Raw genomic sequence first — 16,618 nt, forward strand, 5'->3', positions numbered from 1 at the left:
GTCTCCAAAATACGGTACTCAGAAGATCCGTGAAATCGAAAGCCCGGGAACGAAGGCGGATCGATCCAGACGCCATGTGGCATCCAACCGGACCAGGGCAAACAACCCGGACAGGGAAACGCCCAGTTCCTGGTGGATGCCATCGGTTGCCCGGTCGCCGGCTGGATGTCCGGCCGGCAGCCACGCGGTTCCGTGAGCGCCATGCACAATCACGTTCAGGTGTCGCCGGACCATGGCGTCCCATCCAAGCCATTCGAAAGGAAGGGTCCGGAAGGTGTGTTCCCACGCGAACAATGCATATCGGGTGCCCTCATACGGACGATCCGGACGAGTGCGCAATCCTCCGAAGGAGGAGAATCTCCCGGAGCCATCCACGTGGCCCAGCCGAACCAGCGGGACGTCATTGCCTGCACGTCCTGCGGCCAAACGGATATCGAATGCAGGAGGCAGCAACCGTCGACGATGGAACGTCGGGATCCGCCAGAGCAGTTCACCGTCCACTCGCGTGTAACGGGTGTTTACACCCCGCTCCAGCAACACGGACAGTCGCCGCTGCGCCGCGAACGCACGCGGCGCATATTCCCACGTCCGATCCAGCCCGACGCTCACGCGCTGCAGCCGCTCCCCGGGAACGGACAGATTCGGGATTTCAGGCAGGGTCCGCCCGAGGAAGGTCTGCCGGATCCGTTGCGGGACGCTTTCATGGGTATGCGAATGGAAAGCGGAGGAGAGTTGCCATTGCTTGATGTCCAAGGTCAACCCCAGCGTCACGCCCTCCCTGTGGACATAGTCGAAGTAATCGGTTTCGCCGGCCAGGACCGCGAGCGAGTTGAACAGGGGACCGTGCAGCCGGCCTGGATTCCGGATGACGACGCCACGATCCCAGCGGACCTGTCCCCCGATCCGGCCCTGCCGTTCCAACGCCAGGCTCCCGGACCATGCCGATGATGCCTGACTGAAGGCCAAGCGTCCACCCACATCGAACTGTCCTGGCATCCGTACGTGGGACCACTGGCCGAAATGCCCCCCCTCCACCCGGTTCACCCAGATCTCGGGCGTCACGCGGATGCGACCCAGGGCACCCGGGAGCGAACGTCCGGACGAAGCCGAGCCGGAAGAGCCACTGCCCCCGCCCACCGATGCCAGGCGACCCAACATGCCTCCCGGCTCGAACGCCTTCTCCATGGTGAGTGTCGAGTCGATGTTCGCGTAGGCCAGGCGCTCCCGTTCGGTCAGTGGTACCGTCGCCATGTCCGCCGGCCGCAAGCGGCCGGCGGACATGCTGTCCACGACCACCAGGTCGTCCGATCGGTACAAGGAATCCGGCAAGGGCGCGTTGATCTCGAATCCGGACAGTTGGGACAATTGGCGCAGACGGAAGGTGGGAAACGACAGCAGGGGCCCGAGCGCGATATCGATGTCGGCCTCGGACGTCAAACCGATCGGAAGCCAGTGTCGCCCACCGAATTGAGAAAATTGCTGCTGATAGCTGATATCAAAGCGATCCACCGGTGGCGGAAACAGGAAGGATTGGCCCGGGCGCAGTTCGACGGACAGCATGGCCCAGGCCTCATCCAACACGGAAATGCGCCCGACGAATCCCGATCCGGTCCGGCGGCGGGGCTCCACCCGAATGTCGTACACGACCGAGGAATCGATGGACCTCAAGGTGTCCAACCGGAACGTATAGTGCTCCAGCGCATCGGGATGCGTGACACCCATCAGGGAGTGGCCCGCGACGTCCACATTGTCATCATACAGGTTGACGACCAGCATGGCGGCCGGAAGGAGCTCTGTCACCTCGGCATTTGCCGTGTTCTCCTGCCAGATGGAGACCTCGCGGAATCCCCTTGTACGATCCCAGTGTGCGCGGGTATAGCTTTCCCAGATGGACACGATGCCCGTGTCGTTTTCCAGACGGAATCGATTGTAGGCGTTCCCGATCCACGTTTCCAGGTCCTGCCGCGTTTCCTGTTTCCGTGCGATGACCTGGCGCATGATCCGGATGGCGGGATCTTCGGCCGTGATTTCGAGGACGGGCATCTCGATGGAACTGGGCTCCATGCGAATGGTCAGCGGACGACCGGGATCGGCATCCAGTGGCAGAATCACGGTCCGGTACCCGATGTGACGGATTTCAAATTCGACCGGAAAGGTCGCCACGGATAGTTCGAATTGCCCCTCGGCGTTCACCATGGTGCCCGTCCAGCTTTCACGGACCTGGACGGTAGCACCGACCAGGGGTTCACCCGACTCCGCGTCGGTGACCATGCCACGAATAGTGGGCAATCCGGACGAGGAGAAGCCCACCACGAGGAGCAGGACGGCCAGGATGTTCATGTCCGAAAGGCAATTAATTGAATGGCGGAGGTCAGCGCTGAACCGCGCTGACGACCAGATGTGCCGCAACGCCTGCACCCACACCCAGAACCGCCCCTGCCAGGACATCTCCCGGGTGATGCACACCCAGCCAGACCCGCGAAACGCCGACCGATGCGGCCCATGCAGAACTGCCCCCGGCAACCCATGCCGACCGGCTCTCCAGGGACAGTGCCGTCGCCAGCGCGGTCGCCATGGCCATGTGGCCCGACGGCAGGGACGCGTCCGGCGAAAGGTGCCGGGTGCCGGGATAGCCCGGACGGGGCCGGACATGCGACCAGCGCGCATACGGGCGTTCCCGACCGGAGATGCGTTTCCAGACCAAGGCCCCGGCCAGCGCGGTTGCCATGGACAGGCCGGTCGAGGCGGCCGGACCCCGCTCTCCCAGCGCGAACAACACCGGAGCCGTTCCCAGGAAGACCGGATAGGCGGAGCGATCGACCGTGCCCAACCAGACGGACGCCGAACGGGACTCCCATGAATGGACCCGGAAGAACAATCGCGCGTCCATACCCAGCGAGTCCGTCCGGGGTACCTGTGCCTGGACCGACACTGACCCGATCAGCCCCACCACGACCAAGACCGGGATCAGCCTGACGCCGATCGAACGCATGATTGCCCGATATGGCCGAGGACCACTCAGTTCATGACCTCCTCTTCGTCCTCCACATCCTCTTCCACCCCGTTGACGGCGGTCACAGGCATCATGCCGAGTGCATCCTTGACGCGTTCCGAAATTTCGGCCCGAAGCGATTCGTTGTCGGTCAACCACTGCTTCGTGGCATCCCGACCCTGTCCGATCTTGATGTCGCCATACGAATACCAGGAGCCGGACTTCGTGATGATGTCGTGCTCCACGCCCAGATCCACCAATTCACCGCGGGAGGAAATCCCCTCGTTGTAGATGATGTCAAATTCAGCTTGGCGAAACGGCGGGGCGACCTTGTTCTTGACCACCTTGACGCGCGTCCGGTTGCCCGTAACGTCGGCACCTTCCTTGATGGCGCCAATCCGTCGGATGTCCATCCGGATGGATGCGTAGAATTTCAGCGCGCGGCCGCCGGACGTGGTTTCCGGGCTTCCGAACATCACACCGATCTTTTCCCGGATCTGGTTGATGAAAATGAGCGCCGTTTTCGTCCGGTTGATGGAGCCCGTGAGCTTCCTGAGGGCCTGACTCATGAGACGCGCCTGGAGGCCGACGTGACTGTCCCCCATTTCCCCCTCGATCTCCGCCCGGGGCACGAGGGCCGCAACGGAATCGATGACGATGACATCCAGGGCACCGCTCCGGAGCAGCGTATCGCAAATGTTGAGTGCATCTTCTCCCGTGTCGGGCTGCGAGACCAGCAAGTGGTCGATGTCCACGCCGAGTTTTCCGGCATAGGACGCATCGAAGGCATGTTCCGCATCGATGAACGCACACGCGCCGCCCTTCTTCTGGGCCTCGGCAATGATATGGGTTGCCAGCGTGGTCTTGCCCGAAGACTCGGGACCATAGATCTCGATCACGCGGCCGCGCGGGATGCCTCCCACGCCGAGCGCAGCATCGAGCGCCAGCGATCCTGTGGAAATGGCATCAATGGCAACCTGGGGAGAATCGCCGAGACGCATGATGGCGCCTTTTCCGAACTGTTTCTCAATCTGCTTCAGCGCCAGGTCGAGCGCGCGGGTCTTGGCAGTGTCCTGGGTACTCATGGATATCGTCGATTTTCTGGTGATGGCAGGCGTGTACGGGAATATACGCACACATGACACACACATGATAGGGGCCACGTGTGACAACTGTATGACACCCGTGATTTATTTATATAACCCGTCAGCCACATCCGTTCTCCAGCAGGTACAGCCGAAGGGCATTCAATGCAGCCGTCGCTGCCCGATCCTTGTTCCGGAGCCTGTCCGTTCCCAATTGGAAACGGACGGCCGTCGTGGAGTCCGGCAGGGCAACGCCCACCCAGACCGTACCGACAGGCTTCTCGTCCGATCCCCCTCCCGGACCCATGATCCCGGTCGTGGCCAGCCCCACGTCCGCGCCCAGCGCCTCCCGGACGCCTTCTGCCATTTGCCGCGCGACCGGTTCACTGACGGCACCATGCAGGGCGAGATCGTGCGCATTCACGCCGAGTTGTCCCTCTTTGACCGCGTTACCGTAGGACACCACACCACCGAGCACATAACCGGACGAACCGGGGATGTTGGTCAACCGGTGGGAAACCAGGCCTCCGGTGCAGCTCTCGGCCGTGGCAATGGTCCACCCACATGCGTGGACCATGGTCCCGACCACCTCCTCCAGGGTCTGAAGGTCCTCTCCGTAAATGTAGCGTCCTGCCCGCGCCTGGATCCAGCCCACCAATTCATCGACCCTGGCCCGCGCCTTCCGCGTATCTGCAGCACGTCCGGTAACCCGGATACGGACACCGTGGATACTGGGCAACCAGGCCAGTGAAACGCCGTCTTTCAGATGGTCATGCACGCCCTCCAGGTGATGCTCCAGGTTGGATTCGCCGATCCCCGTCGTGAGCAGGGTCCGTTGGACAATGGACTGTTGCCCACCCATCCGGCCGATTTCTTCCACGACATGGGACTGCACCAGCGCTTTCATTTCGTGCGGGACCCCGGGCAGGACGGCCAGCAATCCCTCACCCCCATCGCAGGAATACCGGCGGAGCATCCCTGGCGCGGTCCCGACCGGGTTGATGACTGCACGGAAAGACTCCGGAATGAGTGCCTGGGATCGATTGGCTTCGACCATGACCAGGTTCCGACGGGTAAACCGTTCCCGGACGGCTGCCAGCACATCGGGATTCTCGATGAGGGCATCCCCGAACTCGGCCGCAACCGCATGCTTGGTGATATCGTCGTGGGTCGGCCCCAATCCGCCGGTCATGAGAACAAGCTGCGACGTCTGCATGGCGTTCCGGAGCGCCGACCGGATGGCCGACTCCGCGTCGCCGACCGTTACCATGGAAACCACATCCATGCCCAGCGATGTACACTGTTCGCCGAGCCATGCCGCATTCGTGTTCACGATCTGACCGATCAGGATCTCATCGCCGATGGTGATGATGGATGCCGTCATGCTAATCGGATCCACCATGGTCCAGCGACCAGCCGGACGGATTGCGGTACCATGCCTGCAACGACGTCAGGTCGTCAGTCGTCATCAGGCCGCGTTCCGCAGCAACCTGGATGAGGACCGGAAAGGATGACAGGGTTTCCAGCGGGGTGTCGGCATCCTTGAAAGCCTGGTCGGCCACGCTGAGGCCATACGTGAATATGGCGACCACGCCGACCACATCCAGGCCCGCATCCCGCAGCGGAGGCAAAACGGCCGTGGAGGACATCCCGGTGGACACCAGATCTTCGACCACCACTACCCGGGAGCCTGGCGCAATATACCCTTCCACGCGGTTCTCTCGACCATGCGCCTTCGAGGCGTTCCTGACGTAGGCCATCGGTACGTCCAGCTCATGGGCCAGCCAGGCGGCATGAGGAATACCGGCGGTGGCCGTACCGACGACCGCGTCGACGTCCCACCCCAGGCGGGACAACCGGTCGGCGAACGCATGACAGATCCGTTTCCGGATGGCGGGGTGTCCGAGCGTCAGCCGGTTGTCGCAATACACGGGCGATCGACGTCCCGATGCCCACAGGTACGGTTTGCCGGGAGACAGTGAGACGGCACCGATGGAGAGCAGGTCAAGGGCAATGTCGCGCGCGGTATCCGCGAAATCAGGCATGATGCGCTACAGGGTCTTCGGTCTTCCGGTTCACGAAATACTGGATTCCGGTATAAACGGTGATGGCGGCCACGGCCAGCAGGGACCAGAAATAGAATGAACTGTCCATGAGTCCGATGGCCGACCGGCCGATGGCTCCCGGGACATGTGTGAGCGTGAGGGTCAGCAGGAACGCTATCAGATACGTCAATTGGGCCGCGGTCTTCCATTTGGCCGAACTGGACGTGTGCAGACTCAGCCCCTTGCGCTCGAATACCGACCGCAGGACGGTAACCGCCACGTCCCGCGAAGCTACGATGAGCACCGCCCACCATGGAACCAGTTCCGGAAAACGGATGGCCAACACAATGAATGTGCCCAGCACCAGGATCTTGTCGGCCATGGGGTCCAGATACTGACCCAATCGGCTCTTTACCGCATAGCGCCGAGCCAACTTGCCGTCCAACCAGTCTGATATCGCCGCGAAGACGAACAACGTAAGTGCCCAGAAATGCCCCGCCAGCGTGGCTCTGTACAGCAAATACAAGAGAAGAGGGGTGACCAGTATCCGAAGGATGGTCAACGCGTTCGGGACGTGCTTCATTCAACCGGTAGGTAACAGTTTGTCACTCTTGTGGAATATAGGGCAGACAGCGCCCGGAACCGATCATCGAGCCGATCCATGACAATTTGTCGCATCGTTGAAAACGGCATCGTTCTTGATAGCTCGGTCAACTGACATTCTGACGAATCATATTCAATACAGCACGTATTCCGTCATGGGAAAAATCATTGGCATCGACCTCGGCACCACCAATTCGGTAGTCGCCGTCATGGAGGGCGGCGAGCCCGTCGTCATCACCAACGCAGAGGGAGCCCGCACCACCCCCTCCATCATCGCATTCAAGAAGGATGGCGAACGACTGGTGGGAGCGCCGGCCAAGCGTCAGGCCATCACGAATCCCAACAATACCGTTTTTTCCATCAAGCGGTTCATGGGTCGCAAGTTCACCGAGGTGGCGTCGGAAATCAAGACGGTCCCCTATGATGTGGTGGAAGGCGACAACCATACGGCCCGCGTCAAGATTGACGATCGCGTCTATACCCCGCAGGAAATCTCTGCGATGGTGCTGCAGAAGTTGAAGCAGACGGCGGAAGACTATCTGGGCGAAAAAGTTACCGAGGCGGTCATCACCGTTCCGGCCTACTTCAACGACGCCCAGCGCAAGGCCACGAAGGAAGCCGGTGAAATTGCCGGATTGACCGTGCGCCGGATAATCAATGAACCCACGGCGGCCGCCCTTGCCTACGGTCTGGACAAGAAACACACCGAAGAGATGGTTGCCGTGTTCGACCTCGGTGGTGGGACCTACGACATTTCCATCCTGGAACTGGGCGACGGCGTCTTCGAAGTCAAGTCCACGAATGGCGACACGCATCTTGGCGGTGACGACTTCGACCAGCGCCTCATCGACTACATAGCCGACGAGTTCAAGAAGGACGAAGGGGTGGATCTGCGAAACGACGCCATGGCCCTGCAGCGTCTGAAGGAAGCGGCCGAGAAGGCCAAGATCGAGCTTTCCAGTTCAACGGCCACGACCATCAACCTGCCGTTCATCACGGCCACGCAGGACGGCCCCAAGCACCTCACGCTGGACCTCAGCCGGAGCAAATTCGAACAGTTGGTGGACGACCTCGTGAAGCGGACCATTCCGCCCATGGAAAAGGCACTCAAGGATGCCGGACTGTCCAAGGATCAGGTCCATCAGGTAATCCTGGTGGGTGGTTCGACCCGTATTCCTGCCATCCAGAAGGCTGCGGAAGACTTCTTCGGCAAGGCCCCCAATCGTTCGGTCAACCCGGATGAAGTGGTGGCGGTGGGTGCTGCCATCCAGGGCGGCGTGCTTTCCGGCGACGTATCGGACGTCCTCCTGCTGGATGTGACCCCCTTGAACCTGGGGATCGAGACGCTTGGCGGCGTGGCTACGACGCTCATCCCTGCGAATACGACCATTCCGACCAAGAAAAGCGAGACGTTCTCCACCGCGGCCGATAACCAGCCGTCCGTCGAGATCCATGTCCTGCAGGGCGACCGTTCCATGGCGGCGGACAACCGCACCATCGGACGGTTCCACCTGGACGGCATTCCTCCCGCTCCGCGGGGCGTTCCGCAGGTCGAGGTCACGTTCGACATCGACGCCAATGGCATGCTCAGCGTATCGGCCAAGGACAAGGCCAGCGGCAAGGAGCAATCCATCCGGATTGAGGCCTCATCCGGCCTGACCGAATCTGAAATCGAAAAGATGCGCACGGACGCGAAGGCACACGCCGACGAGGACACCAAGCGCAAACAGGAAATCGAGAAACTGAACGCGGCCGATGCGTTGGTCTTCTCCACCGAAAAGAACCTCAAGGAGTTCGGTGAGAAACTGCCCGCGGAGAAGAAAGCCCGCATTGAGGCTGCCGTTGCCAACGTCAAGGAATTGCACGCAGCCCGGAGCGTGGCCGAACTCGAGGCCGCGACCGAGGAGCTGAATGCCGCTTGGGCGGACGCCAGCCAGGATCTCTACGCGGCCCAGCAGGAAGCTGCCGAAGCCGGTGGCGACGGTGCGCCGTCCGCCGAACCGGAAGATGCGGCCGATGACGAGGTCAAGGATGTTGACTTCGAGGTCGTAGACGAGGACGAAGAGAAGTAGTGGGCGCCAGCGCGCCGCCGCCTACCTCTCCGTGAAGAGACGGAACTGGACCGTTACATCGTCCGCGGTATGCAGCGCACCGAACATGGCGGTCGGGGGCGTCATTCCATAATCGGTCATTTTCACGGCCGCCCTGCCTGACCAGACCACATACGTGGCAGCCGACGAGTCGGCGTGCACCCGCACGTCGACTCGTTGCGTTTGTCCTGCCATGGTCAGATCGCCCGTGACCAGGAGCGAGTCCGGAGCCAGCCGAGCCATGTCCGACGACGTGAACGTGATCTCCGGGTGGGACGCCACATTGAAGGTGCGGTGCATGAGCCGGTCCATGATCGTCGATTTCCGGCTCTCCATGGCGGCAACGTCCACGGTCAGGCTGATCCCGGCCGGAACGCCGTCACCCGCCGTCAAATTGGCACTCCAGACCGGCGCGTAGACCGTCCAATCCGACCGGCTGGACGTGCCATCCACCCAGATCCGGGAGGAATCGGCAAACGGGACGACGGACTGGGCGTGGGCCGACGGTACGGGACCCATCAACAGCGCCGCCGCAAACAAGAGAAACAACATCGGAAGGAATCGGAACATGGGTACGTCTGGACTTTGAAGAAGGTGGTGTTATTTTACGCCACACGCATCTCTCCAACCACGTACCTACGATGTCTTCCAGGAAAACCCTACCCGCCGCGAACACCGACGCCTCCCGGCGCGATTTCATCAAGAAAAGCGCGCTCGCCGCGGGTGCCCTGGCTACCGGTCTGCCCTCCACGCTGGCCAAAGGCAGCGTCCTGGGCGCGAACGATCGCCTGAACGTCGGATTCGTTGGCGTAGGCGGACAAGGATTCCATGCGCACGTCCGCACGGTGGTGAACAGCAACATGGAATTGGAGACGCAGCACGAATACAACTACAACGTGGTTGGAATGGCCGCGTGTGATCTGTACAGCGAACGACGGGAACGGGCACGCAAGCTCATGGATGATGTTCGACAGGCCCGCAACCTGGGTGATTACACCGTGCAGACGTATGAAGACCATCGTCGGCTCATTGAGAACAAGGACATCGACGTCGTCTTCATTGGAACTGTTGACCATTGGCATGCCCAGGTCGCCATCGATGCGCTCGACGCCGGCAAGCACGTCTATTGTGAAAAGCCCATGACCCGGTATCTGGGCGAGGCCTTCAATGTGCACGATGCCGTAACGCGATCAGGACGCAAGTTCCAGGTCGGGTCGCAGTACACCTCCGAGGCCAAGTGGCACAAGGCGGCGGAACTCATAAAGGCCGGCAAGATCGGACCTCCGACGTTCGCGCAGAACTCCTACATGCGGAATTCCCCGGACGGCGAGTGGAACTACTACGCCCTCGAGGAAGGTGTAACGCCGGTCACCATGAACTGGGAGCACTGGCTCGGACCGGTGGCCAACAAGATTGACTTCAATCGCGAGCACTATCACCGCTGGCGCAAGTACCTCCCCTATTGCGCAGGTATCCTGGGTGACCTCCTGGCCCACATGATCCATCCACTGGTCATCGCCGCCAACATCACGGAATTCCCGACGCGCGTGGTCTGCATTGGCAACAACAAGGTCACGCAGGCCATGCTTGGCCCGGACGAGCGTTCCGTGACGGACAACACGCAGTTGCTGGCTGAATTCCCGTCGGGGCTGTGCATGCTGATTGCGGGGTCCACCGTGAACGAGCAGGGCATAGGGCAGGTCATCCGCGGCCACGAGGCCACCCTGTATTTCGGCGGCAATTCGGTGGAATTGCGCCCGGAACGGCCATTCGCCGACCTGGTGGACCAGGAAACCCATGAGAATCTGGAACCTGGCCCGCAGGTCTCGGCGCACGTGGCCAACCTGTTCGACGCCATCCGGAACGACACGACGACCAACGGCAACATCGACGTGGCGCTCGTCACGCAGGCCATCATTTCCATGGCCGAGGCGTCCGAGCGGTACGGAGAATCCATTTACCTGGATCCCGCTACCCGCACGTTCCGTACCGGGACGGGCACGAAGCTCGACGTCCCGACGTACGGAACGTTTCCGCAGTCCTGACGGATGATGCTCCGCGTGGCGCGACGCGCCATGGCCACCCGATTTGAATGTGCGCTGGAGGGTTCCGATGCGCCGCGCCTGCAGGCGGCCGGGGAACGGATGTTGGGCGAAGTCGATCGCTGGGAGCGGATATTGTCCTTTTACGACCCGGCCAGTGAGCTGTCCCGGGTGAACCGGGATGCCGGCCAGGGCGCCGTCCGGGTGTCGGCCGACCTGTTCCGGGTGCTCGAAACATGCGCCGAGGTGGTTCACGCATCAGCCGGAGCCTTCGACCCGACCTGGGCGCCGGTCCTTCGGGCCTGGGGGCTGGGCGGAACGGCCAAAGGGTTTGCCGCGTCTGCCCAACGCCCGTCGAAACCCGGCTTCGGGTCAAGCCCCTCCAGCGTGGGCTGGGACGGCATCGAGCTGGACGCCAGCCACCGCACCGTCCGTTTCACGCATCCCGGATTGTCCATTGACCTGGGCGGCATGGGCAAGGGCACCGCACTGGATGCGGTCCGGGATCTGGTCCGGGACGAGGAGTGGATGGCCGGTCTCCTGGATGGCGGGCTGGTTCATGGAGGGACGAGTTCGGCGGTCGCGCTGGCGGGCCCGTTCCGGATTGGCATTGAAGATCCGCACCGGCAGGGAGCCCTCCTGGACACGGTCGAACTCACGGATGAGGCACTTTCGGTTTCAGCCGTCATGGGCAAATCGGTGGACGACGTCGGGAAGCAAGGCATCCGACGCGGACACGTCGTCGATCCCCGGACGGGAGAACCCCTGACCGCGGACCGTGTGGCCGCTGTCGTTTGTCCGGACGCCGAGTTCGCCGATGCCTGGGCCACGGCTCTGGTGGTCCAGCCCGACCTCTCCCGTCCTCCTGGACCCGTACTTGAATCGGCTGCCGCGCCGTGCCGTATCCGGCAATGGATGGTGTTCGAATCGGGACCGGACGGGACCTGGCAGCGGGTTGCGGGCAACGGGTAGCCGACTGTTGCAGAAGGGCATGAAAGCCGGTTCATTTATCCGGTCCGGGTGTATCTTCCCTGCACGCGTTCATCCTCGACCCCTCATCTCCCACACAGAAAAACCCGCTCCGTCATGAGTCTTTCCCGACGCCATTTCCTGAAACTGGGTTCACTGGGCAGTGCCATCGGTGGGACGCTGGGGGGTGCCCTGTCGCACGCCGACGCCGAGCGGCTTCCAACGGCCGCGCCGTGGGCGCCGGAGAATCGGAAAAAACGGGTGGATACCGTGTCGTGCGCCGTTATCGGGTACGGTGAGTGGGGGCGGGAAATTGCGGCTGCGCTGGACCGCCTTGAAGAGGCGCGGCTGTCGGCCGTCGTGGACCACTTTCCCATCATGCTCCGCCGCGCCCAACGCGACCACCCCGATGCCGCACGTCACGCGGACTACCGTACGGTCCTGGACGACCCTGGCATTCCTGCGGTGTTCGTCGCCACACCCACCCACCAACACCGGCAGATCGTGATCGACGCGCTCGCGGCCGGCAAGCACGTCTACTGTGAGGCGCCCATTGCGCATACCCTGGATGATGCCCGGGCCATCGCCCGGGCGGCCCGGGATGCCGACGGCCAGATTTTCCAGGCCGGATTGCTGTACAGGACAGAACCCCAGTACCGTTCTGTCTACGGATTCATCCGCAGCGGGGCCATCGGTCAACCGGCCATGATCCGCTCCCAGTGGCACCGGAAGGACTCCTGGCGACGCGTATCGTCCAGCCGGGAACGGGAACGGGACCTCAACTGGCGGCTGGACGCCGACGTATCCCTCGGCCTGTTCGGCGAGGTGGGCATCCAGCAGATCGATGCCGCTTCATGGATCCGTGACACCCGTCCGACGTCGGTGTCCGGGTTCGGAGGAACCATGTTCTGGAATGACGGGCGGACGGTTCCGGATACCATCCAGGCCATCGTGGGCTCACCCGACAACGTGAACCTGATGTACGACGCCACGCTGGTGTCGGGCTTCGATGCGGCATACGACCTGCACTTCGGTTCGGACGCCACCATCATCCTGCGCGACAACAAGGCGTGGATGTTCAAGGAGGTCGACGCCCCCATGCTTGGCTGGGAGGTTTACGCGCGCAAGGACAAGTTCTACAAGGAGACGGGCATTGCCCTCTTGGCCAACGCCACGAAGCTGGACGCGCTGAACCAGGATCCCACCTACGAGGACCCGAACGCCGAGAGCCCGCTGTACTGGGCACTGAAGGCCTTCATGGACAATTATACCTACGGACCGTTCGCCCCCGTGGCCAACCATGAAAAGGCCTATGAGGCCACGGTGGTGGCCATCAAGGGCGCCGAAGCCATCCGCGGACAGACACGCGTGGACATCACGGACGAAGACTACACGTATTGAGGCCCTGCGTCAGAGCCCGAAAAGCCGGTCCACGTTCTCCGTTGTAATCCGTCCCACTTCTTCGACCGACAGGCCCCGGTCCATGGCCACGGCCTCTGCGACCAGGCGCACATGTGCCGGCTCATTCCGTTTGCCCCGATGGGGATGCGGTGCCAGGAACGGCGCATCGGTTTCCAGCAGGATCCGGTCCATGGGGATGCGGCGCACCGCATCCGGTACGCCGCCGTTCTTGAACGTGAACGTACCCCCGATTCCGACGTGGAATCCCAGCTCCAGCACGGCATCGGATAACCACTCGGGGCCACCGAAGCAGTGGAACACCCCGCGGATGCGCGACGCATCGGATGCCGCCGCCTGTTCTTCGCGTACAATCCGGACGAGATCTTCGGATGCATCGCGATTGTGGAACACCAACGGCAGGTCGAGCGCCGCCGCCAACCGGATGTGACGCCGCAGGAAATCATGCTGTTTGTCGTTGAACGACGTATCCCAATAATAATCCAGGCCCGTCTCCCCAATGGCTACGATACCGGGTTCCGCGGCAAGCTCCTCGACACGCGCCCAGTCGACCTCGCTGGCTTCTTTCACATGACTTGGGTGGATGCCGGCCATGACGTGCAGCCCCTCGTGCTCAGCGGCCAACGCGATGGCCATCTCGACGGAGGCCACATCGATGGCAGGAATGAGCATGCGGTTCACGCCGACGGCCCGAGCGCGCGCAATGACATCGTCCCGGTCTTCCTGGAATTTCGCGTGGTTGATGTGGACGTGGGAATCAGTGAGCATGGTTGAGTAATGGGATCCGGAAAGGTGTAGCACAAACACGTCGTCCGTGCTATACTCGCCCGGGTAGTCCGGGTGCCCGCATTCTTTTTTCCACAACCTCCGGCGCCCGCCATCCCCAACCGACGCCAAACCCGTGCTGAACATCAGGAATTTTTCCCGACTGCTCATTCTCGCTGCCGTCCTGGCCGCCGCGTGGCCATTGGCCGAGGCCGTACGCGACTGGGTGGAGGTGTCCGGGTATCACGAAGATGCGAACACACGGCTCGTGACCGGCACGCGGGGTGCCGGGGACTGGGTGGTCTGGGATGACGTGGACGGCGCCATTACGGCGAGCCATGTGTTTCCGAAGGGTCCGGGATACGCCGCCGGCATCCGGGACGGGGATGTCCTGTTCCTGTGGGACAACCAACAGTATTTCGATGCGCTGGATCTGAAGAATGCCATGTCCGGCTTGAGTCCGGGCGTGTCGCGGCCGTATCTGTTGACGCGGGGAACGGAATTCGTGGAGGTGTCCGTGGAATTGACGCGGCACCCCACGTTCCTTTATCCGCGGTCCATGGCGCTCTGGCAGTTCTCATTGTGGGGATTCACCCTGGGGGCATTCTTCCATGCGCTGGGCCTGTTCATAGCCGGACCGCTGGCCCGCCATAATCCGGCCGCCCGATTCGAACTCATCCTCATTGCCGTGTCCTCACTGTGGATTTTCGGCAATCTGGCACGGCTCCTGGCGGTCCAGGTCTTCGGCCCACCCGATGCCGGGACGGTGTACGACGTGGCCTTCCAGGTCACGACCACGTTCGGCCTGATCGGCTGGGTGGGCTTCCCCTTGTTGTTGCTGCTCCGGGTGTCGTCGGCGTCCGGCCTGCTGGACGGACACCGGGTGTGGCTCCTGCCAGCCATCGTGCTGGTCCCCGGTGTGTTGGCCGTGGGCATGCTCGTTACGCTCCTCATTGGCAGTATCGGACCGGTGTCGGTGGAAGACCTCCTGGTCCCCATCCTCTTCTATGCCTCGTGCTATATCGGCATAGCGGCCCTGGTGGCCCTGCTGCAATCGACCGGTGACTGGGGCCGCGCGGGCAGCGTGGTCATTGCACTCATGGCGGCTGCGGCCGCGCTCGCCGTCCAGGGCATCGTTCCGGTGTTGTCGGCGCTCAGCGAACAGGCCACGGGATGGCTCATCGTGTCGGCGCAGTTGCTGGCCGTCGTGCCGGTCACGGTATACACCCTCGGCACGCTCCGGTACGGCAAGGTGGACGAAATCCTGTCGCGCGCCTTTGTCTACACACTGGTCCTGGGGTTGATTTTTTTCGCGTTCGTGGGCGGCATGACCGTGTTGGACCCCATGCTCGAACGGTCCGGGGCCTCCCGGATCGTGGTCGAAGGCCTGTACGTGGTCCTGTTGCTGGTCCTCTTCGAGCGGCTCGGTCGACGGCTCCAGATTTTCGTATCCAGCTTCTTCAGCGCCGAACGCCACCGCGCGCGCGTGGCCATGTCCCGGTTCCTGGAACGGATAACGGATTTCCTGGACGCCGAGTCGCTGGCAACGGAAGCAATTTCGGTGGCGGGCTCGGCTGTCGGCGCGCGCAGTGCCATCCTGTTCCTCCGCGCCCCGTCCGATGACGTGTCGTGGATTGTCGGCCAGTTCCATCCGGAGCCCCCGTACGTCACGGAACAGGTCTTCCGCACCATCTGGCCCCATTTCCGGGACCAACCTGCCATCTGGGCCAGGAACCCCGAACTCAACAAGCGCCAGTTGCCCGGTTCCATCCGCCGCCTGCTGTTGGACCACGGCGCCGGGCTGGCCGTGCCCGTGCAGGGCGACGGCCACACGACGGGCATGATGGTCTTCGGCGTCAAGACCCGCAGGGGTTCCGTATACAACCTGGATGACCTGGAACTGCTTCGGACGTTTGCCCTGCAGGTGGGTCTGGCCGTGGACCGCCTGCAATTGGTGGAGCGGGAAAAGCAGCTGGCGGCCGAGACCTCGGAAGCCCACCTGGTAGCCCTCCGCGCCCAGATCAATCCGCATTTCCTGTTCAACTCCCTGAACACCATCATTTCGCTCATCGGCGAACGTCCCGGCGAGGCCGAGGCCGTGGTGGAGAATCTGTCGGCCATCTTCCGGTATACCCTGCAGACCGGCAGCAAGGCGTTCGTCCCCATCCGCGACGAAATCGCTCTTGTTGAACGCTATCTGCATATCGAGAAGGCCCGGTTCGGCGAACGTCTGACCATTTCGTGTGAGGTGGATCCGGAAGCGGCGGAGGTCCCCATCCCGGCTTTCGCCATCCAGACGCTCGTCGAGAATGCCATCAAGCACGGGATAGAAAAGGTCCGGGGTCCCGGTCGGTTGTCCATTTCGGTGTGCACTTCCGAACCCGACCAGGGCGTTCTCGTAGAAATCACCGATTCAGGGGCCGGCATCCAGAATCTGTTCGACCGTTCCGGACCGGTCTCGGGACGGCAGGACTTTTTCGGAACCGGCCTCATGAATGTATCGGAGCGCATCGGGAAGTTGTACGGCCGGGACGACCTGCTGTCGTTCACCAGTCGTCCCGATTCCGGAACCGTTGTGCAACTCATCATCCCCCCATCCCTCCCCTGA

13 protein-coding genes are annotated in these 16,618 nt (G+C 62.4%); 5 read left to right on the plus strand and 8 right to left on the minus strand.

Going from position 1 to position 16,618, the window contains the following annotated elements; translation table 11 throughout:
- Positions 1-18: 18 nt before the first annotated feature.
- From RIE53_03730 to pgsA, 6 genes are all read right to left on the minus strand, one after another.
- On the minus strand, positions 19-2,340 hold the full coding sequence (locus tag RIE53_03730) for a DUF5686 family protein (protein MEQ9103785.1): 2,322 nt from the start codon (positions 2,338-2,340) through the stop codon (positions 19-21).
- A gap of 31 nt (positions 2,341-2,371) precedes the next feature.
- Positions 2,372-2,992 carry a phosphatase PAP2 family protein gene (locus RIE53_03735; GenBank protein ID MEQ9103786.1) on the minus strand — a complete coding sequence of 207 codons (621 nt, stop codon included), beginning with the start codon at positions 2,990-2,992 and terminating at the stop codon, positions 2,372-2,374.
- A 26-nt stretch (positions 2,993-3,018) separates the two neighbouring features.
- The gene (gene recA, locus RIE53_03740; protein MEQ9103787.1) at positions 3,019-4,077 is read right to left on the minus strand and encodes a recombinase RecA; all 1,059 of its coding nucleotides are present in this window, start codon (positions 4,075-4,077) and stop codon (positions 3,019-3,021) included.
- Positions 4,078-4,198: 121 nt separating this feature from the next.
- Positions 4,199-5,461 (minus strand): competence/damage-inducible protein A, encoded by a 1,263-nt coding sequence (locus RIE53_03745; GenBank protein MEQ9103788.1) that lies wholly within the window; start codon positions 5,459-5,461, stop codon positions 4,199-4,201.
- Between the two features lies 1 nt (position 5,462).
- Positions 5,463-6,122 carry an orotate phosphoribosyltransferase gene (gene pyrE, locus RIE53_03750; protein MEQ9103789.1) on the minus strand — a complete coding sequence of 220 codons (660 nt, stop codon included), beginning with the start codon at positions 6,120-6,122 and terminating at the stop codon, positions 5,463-5,465.
- Positions 6,115-6,705: a CDP-diacylglycerol--glycerol-3-phosphate 3-phosphatidyltransferase gene (gene pgsA / locus RIE53_03755; protein ID MEQ9103790.1), complete on the minus strand. Its 591-nt coding sequence runs from the start codon at positions 6,703-6,705 to the stop codon at positions 6,115-6,117. The genes pyrE and pgsA overlap by 8 nt, the downstream gene beginning before the upstream one ends.
- A gap of 175 nt (positions 6,706-6,880) precedes the next feature.
- On the opposite strand from pgsA, the gene dnaK reads away from it, so the two are divergent.
- Positions 6,881-8,797, plus strand: coding sequence for a molecular chaperone DnaK (gene dnaK / locus RIE53_03760; GenBank protein ID MEQ9103791.1), 1,917 nt, complete (start codon positions 6,881-6,883; stop codon positions 8,795-8,797).
- Positions 8,798-8,818: 21 nt separating this feature from the next.
- Here dnaK and RIE53_03765 read toward each other — a convergent pair whose 3' ends face one another.
- Positions 8,819-9,385 (minus strand): YceI family protein, encoded by a 567-nt coding sequence (locus RIE53_03765; protein MEQ9103792.1) that lies wholly within the window; start codon positions 9,383-9,385, stop codon positions 8,819-8,821.
- 71 nt (positions 9,386-9,456) lie between these two features.
- Between RIE53_03765 and RIE53_03770 the strand changes: the two genes are divergently transcribed.
- The 3 genes from RIE53_03770 (at position 9,457) to RIE53_03780 (ending at position 13,227) form a co-directional block, all read left to right on the plus strand.
- Positions 9,457-10,860, plus strand: coding sequence for a Gfo/Idh/MocA family oxidoreductase (locus RIE53_03770; protein MEQ9103793.1), 1,404 nt, complete (start codon positions 9,457-9,459; stop codon positions 10,858-10,860).
- A gap of 30 nt (positions 10,861-10,890) precedes the next feature.
- A complete protein-coding gene (locus RIE53_03775) occupies positions 10,891-11,829 on the plus strand; it encodes an FAD:protein FMN transferase (GenBank protein MEQ9103794.1) in 939 nt (312 codons plus the stop codon).
- Between the two features lie 114 nt (positions 11,830-11,943).
- Entirely contained in the window at positions 11,944-13,227 is a 1,284-nt protein-coding gene (locus RIE53_03780) for a Gfo/Idh/MocA family oxidoreductase (protein MEQ9103795.1), read from the plus strand.
- A gap of 9 nt (positions 13,228-13,236) precedes the next feature.
- On the opposite strand, the gene RIE53_03785 is transcribed toward RIE53_03780, so the two are convergent.
- Positions 13,237-14,013, minus strand: coding sequence for a TatD family hydrolase (locus tag RIE53_03785; protein ID MEQ9103796.1), 777 nt, complete (start codon positions 14,011-14,013; stop codon positions 13,237-13,239).
- A 133-nt stretch (positions 14,014-14,146) separates the two neighbouring features.
- Between RIE53_03785 and RIE53_03790 the strand changes: the two genes are divergently transcribed.
- Complete coding sequence (locus RIE53_03790; GenBank protein ID MEQ9103797.1) at positions 14,147-16,618, plus strand: histidine kinase; 2,472 nt, start codon at positions 14,147-14,149, stop codon at positions 16,616-16,618.

Source organism: Rhodothermales bacterium (genome assembly GCA_040221055.1).
GTDB lineage: Bacteria > Bacteroidota > Rhodothermia > Rhodothermales > UBA10348 > 1-14-0-65-60-17.